Genomic DNA, 14,493 nt, shown 5'->3' on the forward strand with positions numbered 1-14,493 from the left:
GGATTCCTACGCGAGGGTGGCGGTGAAGGCGGTGGCCCTGGCCGAGATGTCTGCCCAGTCGCCTGCAGCAACGGCGGCGGGAGGGACCACACTGGTTCCACAGCAGACCGCTGCGGCGCCGGCGTCGAGATAGCTCTTGGCGTTTGACGCGTCGATCCCGCCGGAGGGCAGAAGGCGGATACCGGGGTAGGGACCCTGGAGATCCTTGAGGTACGCGGGACCGAGCTGCCTGGCCGGGAAGATCTTGACTGCGGCGGAACCGAGGTCAAGCGCCTGCGCCACCTCGGTAGGTGTCATGGCCCCCAAACTGAAGGGGATACCGGCGGCCGCAGCCACCGCCGCAACCTCAGGGCGGAGACCGGGCGTCACCAGGAAACGGGCACCAGCGTCGATGGCTGCCTTTGCCTGATCGGCCGTCATCACGGTGCCGATCCCGACGGCGGCGCCGTGCTGCGCTGCGGTTTCCGCCGCTCGCCGCACATGCTTTAGCACCTCCGGCGTGGTGAACGTCAGTTCGACGCTGCGGATGCCGCCGTCGGCCAGCGCGCGGCAGAGCTCGGCGGCGTCGGGGATAAACGGCGCCCGGACGACGGCGAGGGTGCGGTCGGCTTCAAGCTGTTCGACAAATTCTTCAGGAGTCATGCGATTTCGGTACTTCCTGCTCGGGTGCGTCCGTCCGGGCCGCGGCGCAGGGCACGTCCGGCTCGGGCGCCGGTGGGCTTCCCGCCGTCGATCGCTGCCGTCCCGTTGACGAACACGTAATGGATGCCAGTGGCTGGCTGGCGGGGGTTTTCAAAGGTGGCTTCGTCACGGACGGTGCGCGGGTCGAAGAGGACGATGTCGGCCGCGTAGCCTTCGCGGACAAGCCCGCGGCGGTCAAGCTTGAGCCGCTCGGCGGGACGGCCGCTCAAGTGGTGGACCATTTCTTCCAGGGTCAGCAAGCCCAAGTCGCGGCTGTAGTGGCCCAAGTAGCGGGGGAATGTTCCCCAGGCGCGCGGGTGGGGCTTGGCTCCGACCAGGAGGCCGTCGCTGCCGCCGGTGTGCGTGCGGTGGACCATGATGGCCTGCACGTTTTCCTCGTGGCCGACGTGCTGCAGGATCCCGGTGCCCAGGCGGTCCTCCTGGAGGATCTGAGCGAACACGGTGAACGGCTCTGCGTTGGTTTCAGCGGCGATTGCGGCGATGGTCTTGCCCACAAGGCCGGCGAGCGCAGGGTTCTGGACGCCGCTGATCTCCATGGTGTGCCACTCGGCAACCACTCCGTGGCAGCCGTCGGAGCCGTAGATCTCCACAATTTCGCGGATTCTCGCCAGCATCGCCGGGTCGGCCAACCGCGCGAGCGTGGCCTCGGTACCGCCCGAGGACGACCAGCTGGGCAAGATCGCCGCGAGCGTGGTGGCGCCGGGGAGGTAGGGGTAAGTGTCGAGCGTGATGTCGGCGCCGTCGTCGAGCGCTGCATCGATGAGCTCAAGGAGCTCGCCCGCCCGGCCCTTGTTCTCGGCGAAGTTCATGGTGGCGTGGGAAAGGTGCAGCGCGCAGCCAGTGTCCCGGCTCAGCCCGATCATCTCCGCGTAGGCTCCGAGCGCGCCCTTCCCGTAGGAGCGGTGGTGCGGAGCGTAGAAACCACCCAGCTCCCCCACGGTCCGGCAAAGTCCTGCAAGTTCCTCGGTCCGGGCGTACATGCCGGGGGTGTAGGTCAGCCCGGAGGACATGCCCACGGCGCCCTCCTCCATGGCGGTGCGAACGATGTGCTGCATCCGCTCCTGCTGCTCAAGTGTCGGGTCCCCTTCGGCGAAGCCCATCACGAGGGCCCGGACGGTTCCCTGCGGGACGAGGTAGGCGGCGTTGGTGGCGATCCTCTTGCCGTTTTCGGACGCGTCGAGGCGGTCCAGGTACTCGCCCACGGTTCGCCAATTCCAGTCGAAATCCTGCGGGTTGTCGTTCCAACCGGCGATCTTCTCCCGGACCCCGCTAAGGGTGGCATCGTCCACCGGAGCGTAGGACAGCCCGTCCTGGCCCAGAAGTTCGGTGGTGACGCCTTGGCTGAGCTTGGCGTAGTGGTCCTTGTTGACCAGCAATTGCAGGTCCGAATGGGCGTGCATGTCGATGAAGCCGGGGCTTAGGACGAGTCCCGTCGCGTCGACAGTCCGCTCGGCACCGGTTCCGCTCGCGGTGAGGGATCCGGCGTCGGCGACGACGGCGATCACCTCGCCGTCCAGCAGGACGTCCGCGGGACGGCGGTCCGCCCCGGTTCCGTCCACCAGGACGGCGTTGCTGATGAGGGTCTTCATGGCGTGCGTCCTAGAAGAAGGTATGGATGAGGTCGACGACGGTTTGGTCACCGTCGGTATCCGCGAGCACGGGGATGAGCGTCCACTTGTCGAAGGCTGTGCACGGATGCGAAAGTCCCAGGCGCACGACGTCGCCGGGCCGCACGGTGGCGGTGCCGGCGTCGAACGTCATGAAGGAGTGCTGGTCGTTGACGGCAGTGATCTCGGCACCGACGAGGGGCACCATGGGACCGCCGAGTGCGGGCCCGATCAGCTGCGGACGTGGCAGGCCTTCGTCAACGGGCAAGTCGCGTTTGCCGGCGTCGAGGATGGCAAGGCCGGGTTCGGGCTGCGACACGACGCGCGCCCAGCCGTGCATGCCTGCCTTGAATGGCTGGCCGCCGTCGCGGGAAAACGGCGAGATGCCGCGGTAGAATCCGTCGTCGTGGATGATGTAGGCCCCGCTGCGGATCATGACTTCCACGCGGGGACCCACCCCGGAGCCAGCGGTGACGCACGGCGAAAGGACGTCGACGACGTCGTCGAAGTAGGCGCTGCCGCCTGCGGTGAGGATGACGGCGTCGGATCCGTAGAGACCGTCCCCGAGGAGCCGCTGATGCAGCTCACCCATCTGGCCCAAGTAGCCGCGGACGGCGGCAATACTGTCGGCGTCGGCCGTGTGGGCCAACGATCCCTCGTAGCCGCTCACCCCCACCAGCCGCAGGTGCGGGGAGGCAGAGATGGCGCGGGCGACGTCGAGTGCAGCCTCCACGCCTCGCGCTCCGGTCCGGCCACCGATTCCGCCAAGCTCAACAAGGACATCAAGGACGGCGCTGCTTCCAATGGTCTCCAAGGCGCGGCCAATGACATCCACGGTGACAGTGGAGTCGACCCAGGAAAGGATCGGCTGATCCGGGCTCGCGGTCGCGGCGACCCACTCGATCGCGTGCGGATCGATCAGGCTGTTGGCCAGTTGCAGGCGCCGCACACCGAATTCACGGGCCACGCGGAGTTGGGCGAAGTTCGCCACAGTGATCCCCCAAGCGCCGCGGCTCAGCTGTTCGGCCCAGAGCTGTGGCGCCATGGTGGTCTTTCCGTGCGGGGCAAGCAAAACGCCGCGCTCCGCACACCATGAGGCCAAGCGATCGGCGTTGCAGCGGACCGCCCCGGCATCAAGGGTCAGCAACGGCGTCTGGAGGTCGGCGAGCTTCGGGGCTGTTGAGAGGAACTCACGGTGGCTGGTGCCGCTTGCTGTGGCGGGCACGGCCTTGTGCCGCCAGTCGAGCCGGACATCCGCCAGGCGTGCCACGGTGTCCGCTGCAATTGCCCCGGCGCCGGCTCCGGCGCCGGACGTGGAAGTGTTCACCAGTTCGATCCCTTCACTGTGCGCAATTTCACTGTGCGCGATTCACTGTGCGCATTCTGCCCGCAAATTCCATTGCGTTGCGTATTTTGCAACGCAGGTTGCAAAGCTGTTGGTGATATGTCTAACATGGTGCAGGATTGGGAGTCAAGGCCGCGGAATGACCCGGCGCTCCCTGATCAGGCCACGGAAATCCCTTCTTCATGGGGTGTCGAGTGCCGCTGGAAGCGGCAGAGGGAGCGCGGGAGTTTCATGCTTTCAGCTGTATGTGTGGGTGAGACGATGGCCATGCTTACCCCGGTGAAGCCCGTCCCGCTACACCAAGCCACGGAGCTGCATTGTGGAATCGGCGGCGCGGAATCGAACGTAGCCATGGGCCTGGCTGCCATGGGCCTGGACTCCCACTGGGTAGGCCGGGTTGGCCGGGATGGATTCGGCACCCGGATCCTGGAGGAGCTCAGCAACCACGGAGTAGGGATTTCCGGCGTCGAGGTCGATCCCGGACGGCCCACGGGGCTTTACGTCAAGGTCCCCGCCCAGGAAACGGATCCCGACGGCGGCAGTTCAGTTTTGTACTACCGGCAGGGTTCCGCCGCATCAGCCATGAGCCCGGGCACGCTGGCGAATCCCGCCGTCGAGCGCTTATTGGAGGAAGCCTCGCTCATCCACCTGAGCGGCATCACAGCGGCGCTCTCGGCGGAATGCCTTGAGCTGACGGAAGCCATCCTCGCCGCACCGAGGCACGGGCGCCTCATCAGCTTCGACGTCAATTGGCGCGCCGCGCTCTGGGCCGGGCAGGACCGTTCCGCGCTGCGCCGCCTGGCCAATCTCGCCGACATCGTGCTGGTGGGCAAGGACGAAGCCGAGCACGCCTTCGGCACCACCGACGAAACTGAACTCCGGCGCCTCATGCCGGATCCCGCCGTCGTCGTCATCAAGAACGAAGCCATTAGCGCCATCGCCCTGGAACGGGACGGGACGCGGTCCGAGGTATCGGCATTGTCCGTGGACGTGCTTGAGCCGGTGGGCGCGGGCGATTCCTTCGCGGCCGGGTACCTGAGCGGTGTGCTGTTCGGCCTTGAACAGAAGGCGAGCCTTCGCCGCGGTCACGTCGCCGCAGCCTGCACCCTCACCGTGCATGGCGATCGCGGCCCCCTTCCCGGCTCCGCCCTGCTTTCGGCCATCCTCGGTTCCACGGATGCCGAATGGGCCGCGATCCACGTTGCCGGCGGGCACTTCAGCAGCCAGGACCGAAGCCTTCAAGATCGGAGCACAGCACCATGAGCCAGAGCCTGATGCGCGCCATCGACCTGCTTGCCGAGCTTGCGGCCAAACCAGCCACGCTGGATGAGCTTGCCTCCAAGGCTTCGGTGCACAAGACAACCGTGATGCGGCTTCTGCACGCGATGGAGGAAAAGCGCTTCGTTGTCCGCGATGAGGACCAACGGTTCATGCTTGGCTCCAAACTGTTCGAGCTGTCCTCCCTCGCCCTGGAGCAGCGGGACATCCGCAAAGTGGCGCACCCGTACTTGGCCGAACTGAACGGAAAGACCGGGCACACCGTGCACCTCGCCGCGTTCGAAGGCAATGACGTGGTGTACATCGACAAATTCGAGTCGCACCATCCCGTGCGGATGTACTCCCGGATCGGCCTGACCGCGTCCCTGCATTCGGCCGCCGTCGCAAAGGTCCTGCTTGCCGACATGCCGCGCAGCCGGCAGGAAAAGATCGCGGCGGGACTCGACTACACAAGAATTACCGACACCACCCTGACCTCGCCGGAGGCCCTTTTGGCCGAACTGGAGCAAGTCAGGGTGCAGGGTTGGGCCCACGACAACGCCGAGCACGAATCCTTCGTGCACTGCATCGCGACCCCCATTCGCGATGCGAGCGGCGCCGTCGTGGCCGCAGCCTCTTGTTCGGTACCGGTGGTGATGCTCAGCTATGAAGGACTGCTTGAGCTGCTGCCCGACCTCAAAGCCAGCACCGAGGCCATCTCCCGCGACCTCGGCTGGGTCAGCCACGAAAGGAACTCCGCATGAGTGAAAAGACTGTAGTACTGACCGGAAATGCTCCGGCCCCGGCGCACGTATTCTCCCAAGGAATCAAGAAGGGCGGCCTGTTCCAGGTGTCCGGCCAGGGCCCCATGGATCCCGCCACCAACCAGTACATCGGCGAAGGCGACGTCCGCGCCCAGACCCGCCGCACACTGGAAAACGTGAAGGCGATCCTCGAAGCCGGCGGTTCCTCTGTGGAAGACGTCATCATGTTCCGCGTCTACCTCACCACCCGCGACGACTTCGCCGCCATGAACGAGGTCTACGGCGAATTCATCACCGAGAACGTCCCCAGCGGCCAACTGCCCAGCCGCACCACGGTGTTCGTCGACCTCCCGCACGAAGTCATGCTCGTGGAAATCGACGCGCTGGCGGTTACAGCGTAATCCCCAGGGCCCGGCTTGGTGGCACTATTGGGTGATGCCCTTCATGCGCTTTCCCCGGCTTAAGAGGGCGTCTTCCCGGGAGGGACACCAAGCGAACCGGCTGGCGTCGGCCTCAACCGGATGGTGGCTGCTGGTCGTCGTCTTCATCGAGGCCGCAGTCGCCCTGTCTATCCGCCTGCCATTGGCTTTCGGGCTTCCGCCGTGGGGCGGCATCGATGAAAAGACCGGGTTCCCCGCTCTTCTGGCACTGCTGATCGTGCCCCTGGTGGTGCTGGCCGCGTGGCGTCTCCTGCGGCAGCAGCAGCGGGAACGCAGCCAGGCGTTCCGGACGTCGCGCTTGATGGACACCGTGCTGCACACAAGCATGGACTGGCTGTGGGCCACTGGGCCCGATGGACGATTTACGTTCTGCAGCCCGGCGTGCAAGGACATCACGGGGTACGAACCTTCCGAACTGCTGGGGAGGCACATCACCTGCGTCATCGACCCCGCGGATTTGGCGGACGCACGGGAAGACTGGAAGGCAAGGGAAAGCGGAGACTCCTCGTGGTCCCGGGTGGTCACCGTGTGCCGCCACCGGAATGGCGGCCGCGTCTTGGTTGACGTGTCCGGAAGGCCGATCGGCGACAGGGAGGGCAGGGACTGCGGTTTCGAGGGCACCTGCCGTGTCTTGAATCCAGAGACAGCACGCTCGCGTGCGGAAGTCACCGTCCGCATCCAGGCATTGCTCAATGACGGCTCACTCATAACAGCATTCCAGCCGATCCGGTGCCTGGAAACGGGCAACGTCGTTGGAGTGGAATCCTTGACAAGGTTCAGCGGTTCCCAGGAGTTGTCCCCGGAGGTGCGTTTCATGGAAGCCGCCTCGGTCGGCCTGGATATCGAGCTCGAAATCCTTGCTCTCCAGACGGCGCTGACCACCGCTGCGGGGCTCCCGCCGGAACTGTACATCGCGGCAAACCTCTCACCGCGCGCGTGCCTTGACCCTCGGCTGGCAGCCGCGATTGTGGAGTCGACCATCCCTCCGCGACGCATCGTGCTTGAGGTCACCGAACGCCATGAGGTCGCCAACTATGAACCGCTCGCCGAAGCGCTGGCGCCGTTGCGGCGCGCCGGCCTGAGAATAGCCGTCGACGACGCCGGTGCCGGCTTTGCCTCCATGCGCCACATCCTGCAGCTCAAGCCGGACCTCATCAAGCTCGATCGCGAGATCATCGCCGGCATCGACACAGATCCGGGACAGCGGGCCCTGGGAGCTGCGATGGTCGGTTTTTCCTTCGAAATCGGAGCCGCACTTGTAGCCGAAGGGATCGAGACCGAGGCCGAGCTGGCTGCGGTCACCAAGCTCGGGATGACCGCGGCCCAAGGTTACCTTCTCGGCCGGCCCTCGCTCAGACCGGAGGACTGGGCGGGATGGGGGTAGGGGTGGCCGCTAACCCTCCGGCTGATGCGCCGTGACCAGCCCGTCGAAGTCCCGCACGACGACACCCTCAGTTGTCTCCACCGGGAGCCCGTTCCGCGCCCAATACTCGATGCCGCCGATCATTTCGCGCACCGGGTACCCGAGCTCGGCGAATGCCAGGGCCGCGAAGGTGCTTCCGTTGCAGCCCGGTCCCCACGAATAGACCACTACTGAGCTCCCAGCAGGGATCAGTGCGGCCGCCCGCGCGGGTATCTCCGCGGTCGGAAGGTGCATTGCGCCGGGGATATGTCCGTGTTCCCACGACGACTGCCTGCGAGTATCCAGGAGCACGAAACTGCCGGCAGCCGCATCCGCAACGTCCATGACGTCGATCTCGAACTGCAACTTCGCGCGGAAGTAGGCGCCTGCCGCACCGTCCGCCCCAACTCCAGCGCCGGCGTCGTTCATTGGCTTTTCCATCTGCCCTCCTAGGCCAGCTTCGCGAGTTTGGCGTTGGCACGCCGGGATCCCAGCTTTGCCGAGATGCGCAGGCTGGTTTCGGCGGCCATGGGACCTACTTCGCGGACTCGCTTGGCGGTCATGCGGGACGACAAGGAGGAGACGCTGAGGGCGGCAACCACGTGATCGTCGTGGCCGAAGATCGGGGCGGCGACGCACCGGACCTCGGGTTCGTTTTCGCGGTCGTCTATCGCATAGCCTCGGCGACGGATTGCGGCGAATTCAGCCCGCAACTGCTCCGGGTCCGTGATCGTCCTGTCGGTGATCGGCGCCAGCTCACCAGCCAGGATCGGCGCCACCACTTCTTCCGGGCTGAACGCCAACATGGCTTTGCCGACTGCAGTGCAGTACGCCGGCATGGTCGCCCCGACGCGCGATGCCATACGAACTGTTGCCTCGTCTTCCACTTTGTCGAGGTAGACCACATCATGGCCGGACAGGACAACAAGGTGGCACGTACTTTCCGTGGCCCTCATCAGCAGTCTGAGCTCGGCGTTGGCGACGCTGCGTAAATCGAGCCGGTCCAAATATGACTGTCCCAAACGCAGGCAACCATGGCCCAGCCGGAAGCGGCCGCTCTCGGCGTCGCGTTCCAGCAGGTTTTCGTCCAACAAGGGCGCGGCCAGCCTGAGGACCGTGCTCTTGTTGAGCCCGGAGAGCTTGGTCAACTCCACCAAGGCGAGTCCGTCCGCGCTTACCGGATGCTCCGCAACCACCGCCAGCAAAGCCAGCGCCTTACGCAACGAAGCCGAGGAGTTCCGGGCCTCCGTGCCTTCAGTACCCACGTGTGTCCTATCCAGCGGCGATGCGCTGCTCGGCGTCGTAATCGCGATTCCAGCCAACCACGCCAGGCCTCAACTGCCAGGGATGCGGTCCCGACAGCGGCCGGTATTCCACTCCCATGGCCTTCAGGCGCTCCAGATGCGCGCCTTCGAGCCTGGCCAGGAAACCATCGTAGTCCCGGTTCTCCGCCTGGGACCAGAGCACCTCCGCCACGGCGCTCAGCCGCGGAAACGCGGCGAAGTGGACCCGTCGCGGGGAATCCAGGTGTTCCGTCCAGATGTTGGCCTGCGCGCCGAGGAGCGTGCCCGGGAACGCCTCACCCGCACCCGCGGGCAGCGGTTCGAAGCCGTAGACATCCCGCAGGCTGGTGACAAAACCGACGGGCACGGGTTCGTCGTCGCCGTCGGCCTGGCGGTGGTCCAGGTACAGCTTGTGCTCGGGGCACATGACCACGTCATAACCGCTTCTGAGCGCGCTTAGTCCGCCTTCATAGCCCCGCCAGGAAGCCACCAACGCTCCATCCGGCAGCTCGCCGTCGCCGATTTCGTCCCACACGGAAGTCGCTCGCCCGTGCCCGTCAAGGTGCTTCGCCAACTGCCCCACAAACCAGCTGTGCAATCCCGAAACGTCCGGCAATCCGAGTTCGGCGGCTTTGGCCTGTGCCTGGGCGCTGGATTGCCACTGGGTGAGCGGAACTTCGTCACCGCCCAAGCTGATCCAGCGGGCGGGGAAGATCTCCACGACTTCATCGAGGACCTTGCGGTAGAACTCCAAAGAGGTTTCCGAGACTTCCAGAACGGTGTCGTTGATTCCCCAGCGGGTCCAGACCTCTGTATCCGCGCCCGCACCCAGTTCCGGGTAGGCGGCGATGGCGGCCTGGCTGTGTCCCGGAACATCGATCTCCGGGATGACGGTGATGTGCCGCTCGGCAGCGAACGCGACCACTTCGCGGAGATCGTCCTGACTGTAGAAACCGCCGTGCGGAAGCCCGTCGAAAACCCCTGCCCGCCAGGAACCAAGCGACGACTCCCGCCGCCATGCCCCGGTCTCGGTGAGTTTCGGGTAGCGGTTGATCTGGATCCGCCAGCCTTGGTCGTCCGTGAGGTGCAGGTGGAGGACGTTGAGCTTGTGCATGGCCATCACCTCGATGAACCGCAGCAGGTTGTCCTTGGGCATGAAATGCCGGGCCACGTCCAGCATGGCCCCGCGGTACCCGAAACGCGGCTGGTCCTGGATGGATACCTTGGGAACCGGCCATGTGCCATCCGTTTCCGGAACGGGCGCTTGCCTCAGCGCGGCGGGTCCCATCAGCTGTAGGAGGGTCTGGGCAGCATAGAAGGCGCCGGCCGGACCGCCCGCATGAATCACGACGGCGGCGCCCACCTGCAGGCGGTACCCCTCGGCGTCGAGCTCCTGGTCAAGCCGCAGGCTGATGCCCGCATCGGCTACCGTGTCCAGGGACAGGTCCCAGCCGGTGGCCGCGCTGAGGGTCCGGGCGAGCCAGCGGCGCGCGCTGTTCAGCTCCGGATCGGCGGCCAAGGTGGTGGCTGGGTCCAGTTCCAGGAAACCTCCGTGCGATTCCACCGAGCACGGCACGGGAACCAGCAAATGCGCGGCGCTCATCCCTTCACCGCCCCGGCCAGCCCGGATACGAGTTTTCGCTGCACGGCTATGAAGAAGATCAGCACCGGAATGGTCATGATCACGGAACCGGCCATGATGGCACCCCAATCGTTCTGGTCGGGCTTGAAGAAGGTCAACAATGCCATGGGCAGGGTCTGGTTCTCCTGGGCGGAAATGATGAATGTCTTGGCGAAGAGGAAGTCGTTCCACGTGGAGATGAACGAAAACACGGAGCACGCCACCACTCCGGGCGCCACGAGCGGGAAGAGGATCGATCGGACAAATCGGAAACCACTTGCCCCGTCTATGCGCGCTGCCTCTTCGATCTCCACCGGGACCGCTGCCACGAAGCCACGAAGCATCCAGATCGCGAACGGGATACTGAAGCCCACATGGACCAGAACCAGGGAGCCGAGTTGATTCAGACCCACGAGCGGTACTGCCTCCCCGGCATTGCGGAGCAGGAAGAACAGGGGAATCGTGAGCGCTTCGACGGGCACCATCTGGGACACAAGCACTACGATCAGCAACTTGGTGCGCATCTTGAACTGGTAGCGGGTCAGTGCCACGGAGGCCAAGAACGCCAGCACGGTGGAGACGATAACGACGACGAGCGCCACGATCACGCTGTTCAGGAAGTACCTGCCGAAGTTGTTGACCGACAGGACCCGCATGAAGGAATCGAAGGACGGTTCCAGCGTGAACGGCGCCGCATCTCCGGCATCGAGCGCTGTCTTCGGCTTGAGGGCCGAAAGGACCATCCAGAACAGGGGAAACGCGACGAGAAGCGCGATGGCGAGTCCCGCCGCATCGGCGCCGAACCGGCGTCGTCCGCCCTTGCGGAACTTTTGCGGCGCGTCCGGCGCGGGCCGGTTCTTGTGGAGTGGAACGTCGACGGCGGTCACAGGACTTCTCCCGTTCTCTTGAGGATGCGGAGGTAGATCAGAGTGATGATCATCAGCAACGCGGTCATGATGACACCGAGGGCCGAGCCGAGGCCGTACAGGCTGGCCGCGAAGGCCTGCTGGTAGCCGTAGACATTCAGCACGAGGTTCTGCCCGGCAATACCGCCGCCGTTGGTCATGATGTAAATCTGCGAGAAGATCTTGAAATTCCAGATGATGGACTGGATAGTCACCACCATCACGATGGGCCGCAGCATCGGAAGCATGATGCTGCGCGCGATCCGGGGCATGGAAGCACCATCGAGACGCGCCGCCTCAATCACTTCGGTGGAGATCGCCTGGATGCCGGCGTAGACCGTCACGAGCACGAACGGGAACGAACACCACACCACTTCGCTGGCTACGAGCCCGAAGGCGGACCATTTGTCGTAGGTCCAGGAGTAGCCGCTGAACTGCGTGAGGCCCACGGAGACAAGGGCCTTGTTGACCAGGCCCAGAGTGGGGTCGAAGAGGAACAACCACACGGCGCTGCCGGTGACGGCCGGTGTGGCCCAAGCGCCGAGCGAGACTACGAACAGTGCGGTCCGGACCCAGGGCCGGAGCCGTGTGGCCAGCACTGCCAGTGACGTTCCCACCAGCAGCGTCAGGACAACGCAGGCGCCCGCGAACAGCACGGTATTGCCCAGGACGGACCAGAAGTCCGGATCGGCGAACAATTTCTGGTAGTTCTCCAGGCCCGTGAACTGCAGTGGCGCCTTGCCGCTGACTTGGGCCTGGCGGTAGTCATACAAAGAGACGTTGATGAGCTGGAAGATCGGGTATCCCAGCAGCGCGATCAGGACAATGAAAGCTGGAGCCAGGTAGAGCCAAGGTTCCAGGCCGCGCTTGCCTAGCGCACGACGGCGGGACGTCCCCGCCGTCGTCGGCTTCCGGTCCTGCTTGCGGTTCCGCGTTCCGCTTGCGTCCGCCTTCGCGGACGCAAGCGCCGTCATGCCGCACCGCCTGGCACGGATCCAACGTGTGTCACGAACCCTGTCATTTGGATCCGAACACCTTGTTCATGGCTGCTGCCGCGTCCGCAGTAGCCGTATTGACGTCAGCCTTGCCTGTGACGATCTTCTGGTACATGCCGGTGAAGATGCCCTGGGCGTCGATCGTGGACCAGGTTTCCGTCACGGGGACAAAGTTGGTGCCGGCGGCGAGGGTCTTGATGAAGGGGTCGAGCTGCGGATTGGACGCCGCAACAGACTTCTGGACGTCGCTGAATGTCGGCAAGTTGCCCATTGCGTCGAACATTTTCTGCTGGTACTTCTTGCCCGCGAGCAGCTCGACGAACTCAGCTGCCAGGGTGTGGTGCTTGCTGCTGTTGAAGACGCCCAGGTTGTTGCCGCCGGCAAATGCGGGGGCGATCGAACCGGCCGTATTGCCCGGAACCGGAACCACCGCGAACTTGTCCTTGACGGCGCTGGCCGCGACGGCCTTGTAGTTGAAGTCGCCACCGATGGTCATGGCCGACTTTCCGGCGATGAATTGCTGGACGCTGGCGTTTCCGCCGAATTCGGCGCAGGTCTGGGGCGGGCAGATGTCGTTCTTGAGTAGCCGGGCATAAGCGGAGATACCGTCCCGGGATTCGGCGGAATCCAAACCGGAGACAAAGGTGTCACCCTTCTTCGTGGCAATGTTGCCGCCGTTGGCCCATAGGTAGGGCATAGCCGAGAACTGCGCGGCTCCACCAATCGAAATGCCGAGCATGTCCGGGTTGGCTGCGCGGACGGCGCGGGCCACGGTTTCGACGTCGGCGAGCGTCTTGGGAGCCCCCAGTCCGAGCTTCTGCAGCAGATCGGTCCGGTAGTAGAGGGCCCGGACGCCGACGTACCACGGCACGCCGTAGTTCTTGCCTCCGACGTCCGTGGTGGCAAGGATCTTGCTGTCCAGGTCCCTGGACTCGCCCCAGGCCTTGATGTCTGCAGTCATGTCGGACAATCCGCCGGATGCAACGTAGCTGGCAAGGTCTGTGTTGCCGAACTCGGCGACGTCGGGAGCACTCGAGGGGTCGTTGAACGCGGCCTTGAACCGTTCCGCCCGGCTGTCGACTGGAATGTACTGGACGTCGACCTTGACGCCGCTATGACTGGATTCGAAATCGGAAACCGCGGCCTTGACTACCGCAGATTTGGGGTCCTGGTTGACTTCCGAGAAGAGCCACACGCGGATAGTGCCTGACTTCTCATCCGAAGATGACGCGGCATTGTTCGACGTGGGCGGGGCGCAGGCCGTCAGCGCGAGGGCGGCGAGGGCAAAGGCAGCCGCAGTGCGTGCGATTTTCAATGGATCCTCCATGGAGAAAAGGGTTCGGTGCCCGGCGGTCCCCCGCTTCGGGTATGGAAGGAAACTTTACAAACATACTTCTGTGAGCGGAAGCACAAGTGGCAAAAGGTTTGCATTGCAAAACCAGAATTTGTAAACAGACGATCTCTCACCAGATGGGCGATACCCCCCGGGGGTACTTGATTTTATACCCCTAGGGGGTATATCTTTACGGCATGAGCACGATCGACGTGGACCCCACAGATTTGAACCCGGTTGACTTGAACATTGGCCAACACGGCTACTCTTCCAACAAGGACGCGTACTTGCGGCGCCTCAAGCGGATCGAGGGCCAAGTACGCGGTATCGCGCGCATGGTGGAAGAGGACAAATACTGCATCGACATCCTCACTCAAGTCTCTGCAGTCACTAAAGCCCTGCATGCCGTGAGCCTCGGGCTCGTGGAGGAACACATCGGGCACTGCGTCGTCGGAGCCGCCTCCGAGTCCGATCCCGTCGTGCGCGCAGAGCAAATCGACATCAAGGTCAAGGAGGCAGCCGATGCCATCGGGCGCCTGCTGCGGTAACGCCTCAAACATTCACCACACCATTCAACTCACCACCAAGGAGCACGCCATGGGCCACACCGCCACCATCCAGACGAACGTCAGCGTTTCCGGCATGACCTGCGGACACTGCGTTTCAGCCGTCAGCGAGGAAATCGAGTCCTTGGCAGGTGTGGAGAATGTCGAAATCGATCTGAATGCCGGCGGAATCTCCACCGTCACCATCACCTCCACCCAGGAACTGTCCCCGTCCGAAATCGGCGAAGCCGTCGCCGAAGCCGGCTACCTGGTAGTCGCCAACGAGGCCTAGGG

Annotated in this window: 15 protein-coding genes; 6 read left to right on the plus strand and 9 right to left on the minus strand. The window is 64.5% G+C overall.

Annotated elements, in window-relative coordinates; genetic code table 11:
* Nucleotides 1–6 precede the first annotated feature (6 nt).
* Genes AC4CS3_RS05280 through AC4CS3_RS05290 form a run of 3 tightly spaced genes read right to left on the minus strand, consistent with a single transcriptional unit; the run spans nt 7 to nt 3,636 of the window.
* A complete protein-coding gene (locus tag AC4CS3_RS05280) occupies nt 7–642 on the minus strand; it encodes a bifunctional 4-hydroxy-2-oxoglutarate aldolase/2-dehydro-3-deoxy-phosphogluconate aldolase (protein WP_490782512.1) in 636 nt (211 codons plus the stop codon).
* Entirely contained in the window at nt 639–2,291 is a 1,653-nt protein-coding gene (locus AC4CS3_RS05285) for an N-acyl-D-amino-acid deacylase family protein (protein WP_490782513.1), read from the minus strand. The genes AC4CS3_RS05280 and AC4CS3_RS05285 overlap by 4 nt, the downstream gene beginning before the upstream one ends.
* A gap of 10 nt (nt 2,292–2,301) precedes the next feature.
* Nucleotides 2,302–3,636 (minus strand): type III PLP-dependent enzyme domain-containing protein, encoded by a 1,335-nt coding sequence (locus AC4CS3_RS05290; protein WP_490782514.1) that lies wholly within the window; start codon nt 3,634–3,636, stop codon nt 2,302–2,304.
* Nucleotides 3,637–3,885: 249 nt separating this feature from the next.
* Here AC4CS3_RS05290 and AC4CS3_RS05295 point away from each other — a divergent pair, with 249 nt between their 5' ends.
* From AC4CS3_RS05295 to AC4CS3_RS05310, 4 genes are read left to right on the plus strand one after another with little or no spacing between them, the layout of a single operon-like run.
* Nucleotides 3,886–4,917 carry a sugar kinase gene (locus tag AC4CS3_RS05295; RefSeq protein WP_490782515.1) on the plus strand — a complete coding sequence of 344 codons (1,032 nt, stop codon included), beginning with the start codon at nt 3,886–3,888 and terminating at the stop codon, nt 4,915–4,917.
* The gene (locus AC4CS3_RS05300; RefSeq protein ID WP_490782516.1) at nt 4,914–5,675 is read left to right on the plus strand and encodes an IclR family transcriptional regulator; all 762 of its coding nucleotides are present in this window, start codon (nt 4,914–4,916) and stop codon (nt 5,673–5,675) included. The genes AC4CS3_RS05295 and AC4CS3_RS05300 overlap by 4 nt, the downstream gene beginning before the upstream one ends.
* Nucleotides 5,672–6,076 (plus strand): RidA family protein, encoded by a 405-nt coding sequence (locus AC4CS3_RS05305; RefSeq protein WP_490782517.1) that lies wholly within the window; start codon nt 5,672–5,674, stop codon nt 6,074–6,076. The genes AC4CS3_RS05300 and AC4CS3_RS05305 overlap by 4 nt, the downstream gene beginning before the upstream one ends.
* A gap of 34 nt (nt 6,077–6,110) precedes the next feature.
* The gene (locus AC4CS3_RS05310) at nt 6,111–7,499 is read left to right on the plus strand and encodes a sensor domain-containing phosphodiesterase (RefSeq protein ID WP_490782518.1); all 1,389 of its coding nucleotides are present in this window, start codon (nt 6,111–6,113) and stop codon (nt 7,497–7,499) included.
* Nucleotides 7,500–7,508: 9 nt separating this feature from the next.
* Here AC4CS3_RS05310 and AC4CS3_RS05315 read toward each other — a convergent pair whose 3' ends face one another.
* Genes AC4CS3_RS05315 through AC4CS3_RS05340 form a run of 6 tightly spaced genes read right to left on the minus strand, consistent with a single transcriptional unit; the run spans nt 7,509 to nt 13,636 of the window.
* Nucleotides 7,509–7,958, minus strand: coding sequence for a rhodanese-like domain-containing protein (locus tag AC4CS3_RS05315; protein ID WP_490782519.1), 450 nt, complete (start codon nt 7,956–7,958; stop codon nt 7,509–7,511).
* A gap of 8 nt (nt 7,959–7,966) precedes the next feature.
* A complete protein-coding gene (locus tag AC4CS3_RS05320) occupies nt 7,967–8,782 on the minus strand; it encodes an IclR family transcriptional regulator (protein ID WP_441412339.1) in 816 nt (271 codons plus the stop codon).
* 7 nt (nt 8,783–8,789) lie between these two features.
* Nucleotides 8,790–10,403 carry a beta-N-acetylhexosaminidase gene (locus AC4CS3_RS05325; protein ID WP_490782520.1) on the minus strand — a complete coding sequence of 538 codons (1,614 nt, stop codon included), beginning with the start codon at nt 10,401–10,403 and terminating at the stop codon, nt 8,790–8,792.
* A complete protein-coding gene (locus AC4CS3_RS05330) occupies nt 10,400–11,308 on the minus strand; it encodes a carbohydrate ABC transporter permease (protein ID WP_490782521.1) in 909 nt (302 codons plus the stop codon). The genes AC4CS3_RS05325 and AC4CS3_RS05330 overlap by 4 nt, the downstream gene beginning before the upstream one ends.
* The gene (locus AC4CS3_RS05335; RefSeq protein WP_490782522.1) at nt 11,305–12,300 is read right to left on the minus strand and encodes a carbohydrate ABC transporter permease; all 996 of its coding nucleotides are present in this window, start codon (nt 12,298–12,300) and stop codon (nt 11,305–11,307) included. The genes AC4CS3_RS05330 and AC4CS3_RS05335 overlap by 4 nt, the downstream gene beginning before the upstream one ends.
* Before the next feature lie 43 nt (nt 12,301–12,343).
* On the minus strand, nt 12,344–13,636 hold the full coding sequence (locus tag AC4CS3_RS05340) for an extracellular solute-binding protein (RefSeq protein WP_490782523.1): 1,293 nt from the start codon (nt 13,634–13,636) through the stop codon (nt 12,344–12,346).
* Nucleotides 13,637–13,851: 215 nt separating this feature from the next.
* Between AC4CS3_RS05340 and AC4CS3_RS05345 the strand changes: the two genes are divergently transcribed.
* A complete protein-coding gene (locus tag AC4CS3_RS05345; RefSeq protein ID WP_437771911.1) occupies nt 13,852–14,202 on the plus strand; it encodes a metal-sensitive transcriptional regulator in 351 nt (116 codons plus the stop codon).
* 49 nt (nt 14,203–14,251) lie between these two features.
* Complete coding sequence (locus AC4CS3_RS05350) at nt 14,252–14,491, plus strand: heavy-metal-associated domain-containing protein (protein WP_059388821.1); 240 nt, start codon at nt 14,252–14,254, stop codon at nt 14,489–14,491.
* The last annotated feature ends 2 nt before the right edge of the window (nt 14,492–14,493 follow it).

The organism is Arthrobacter sp. SE2, from assembly GCF_058244265.1.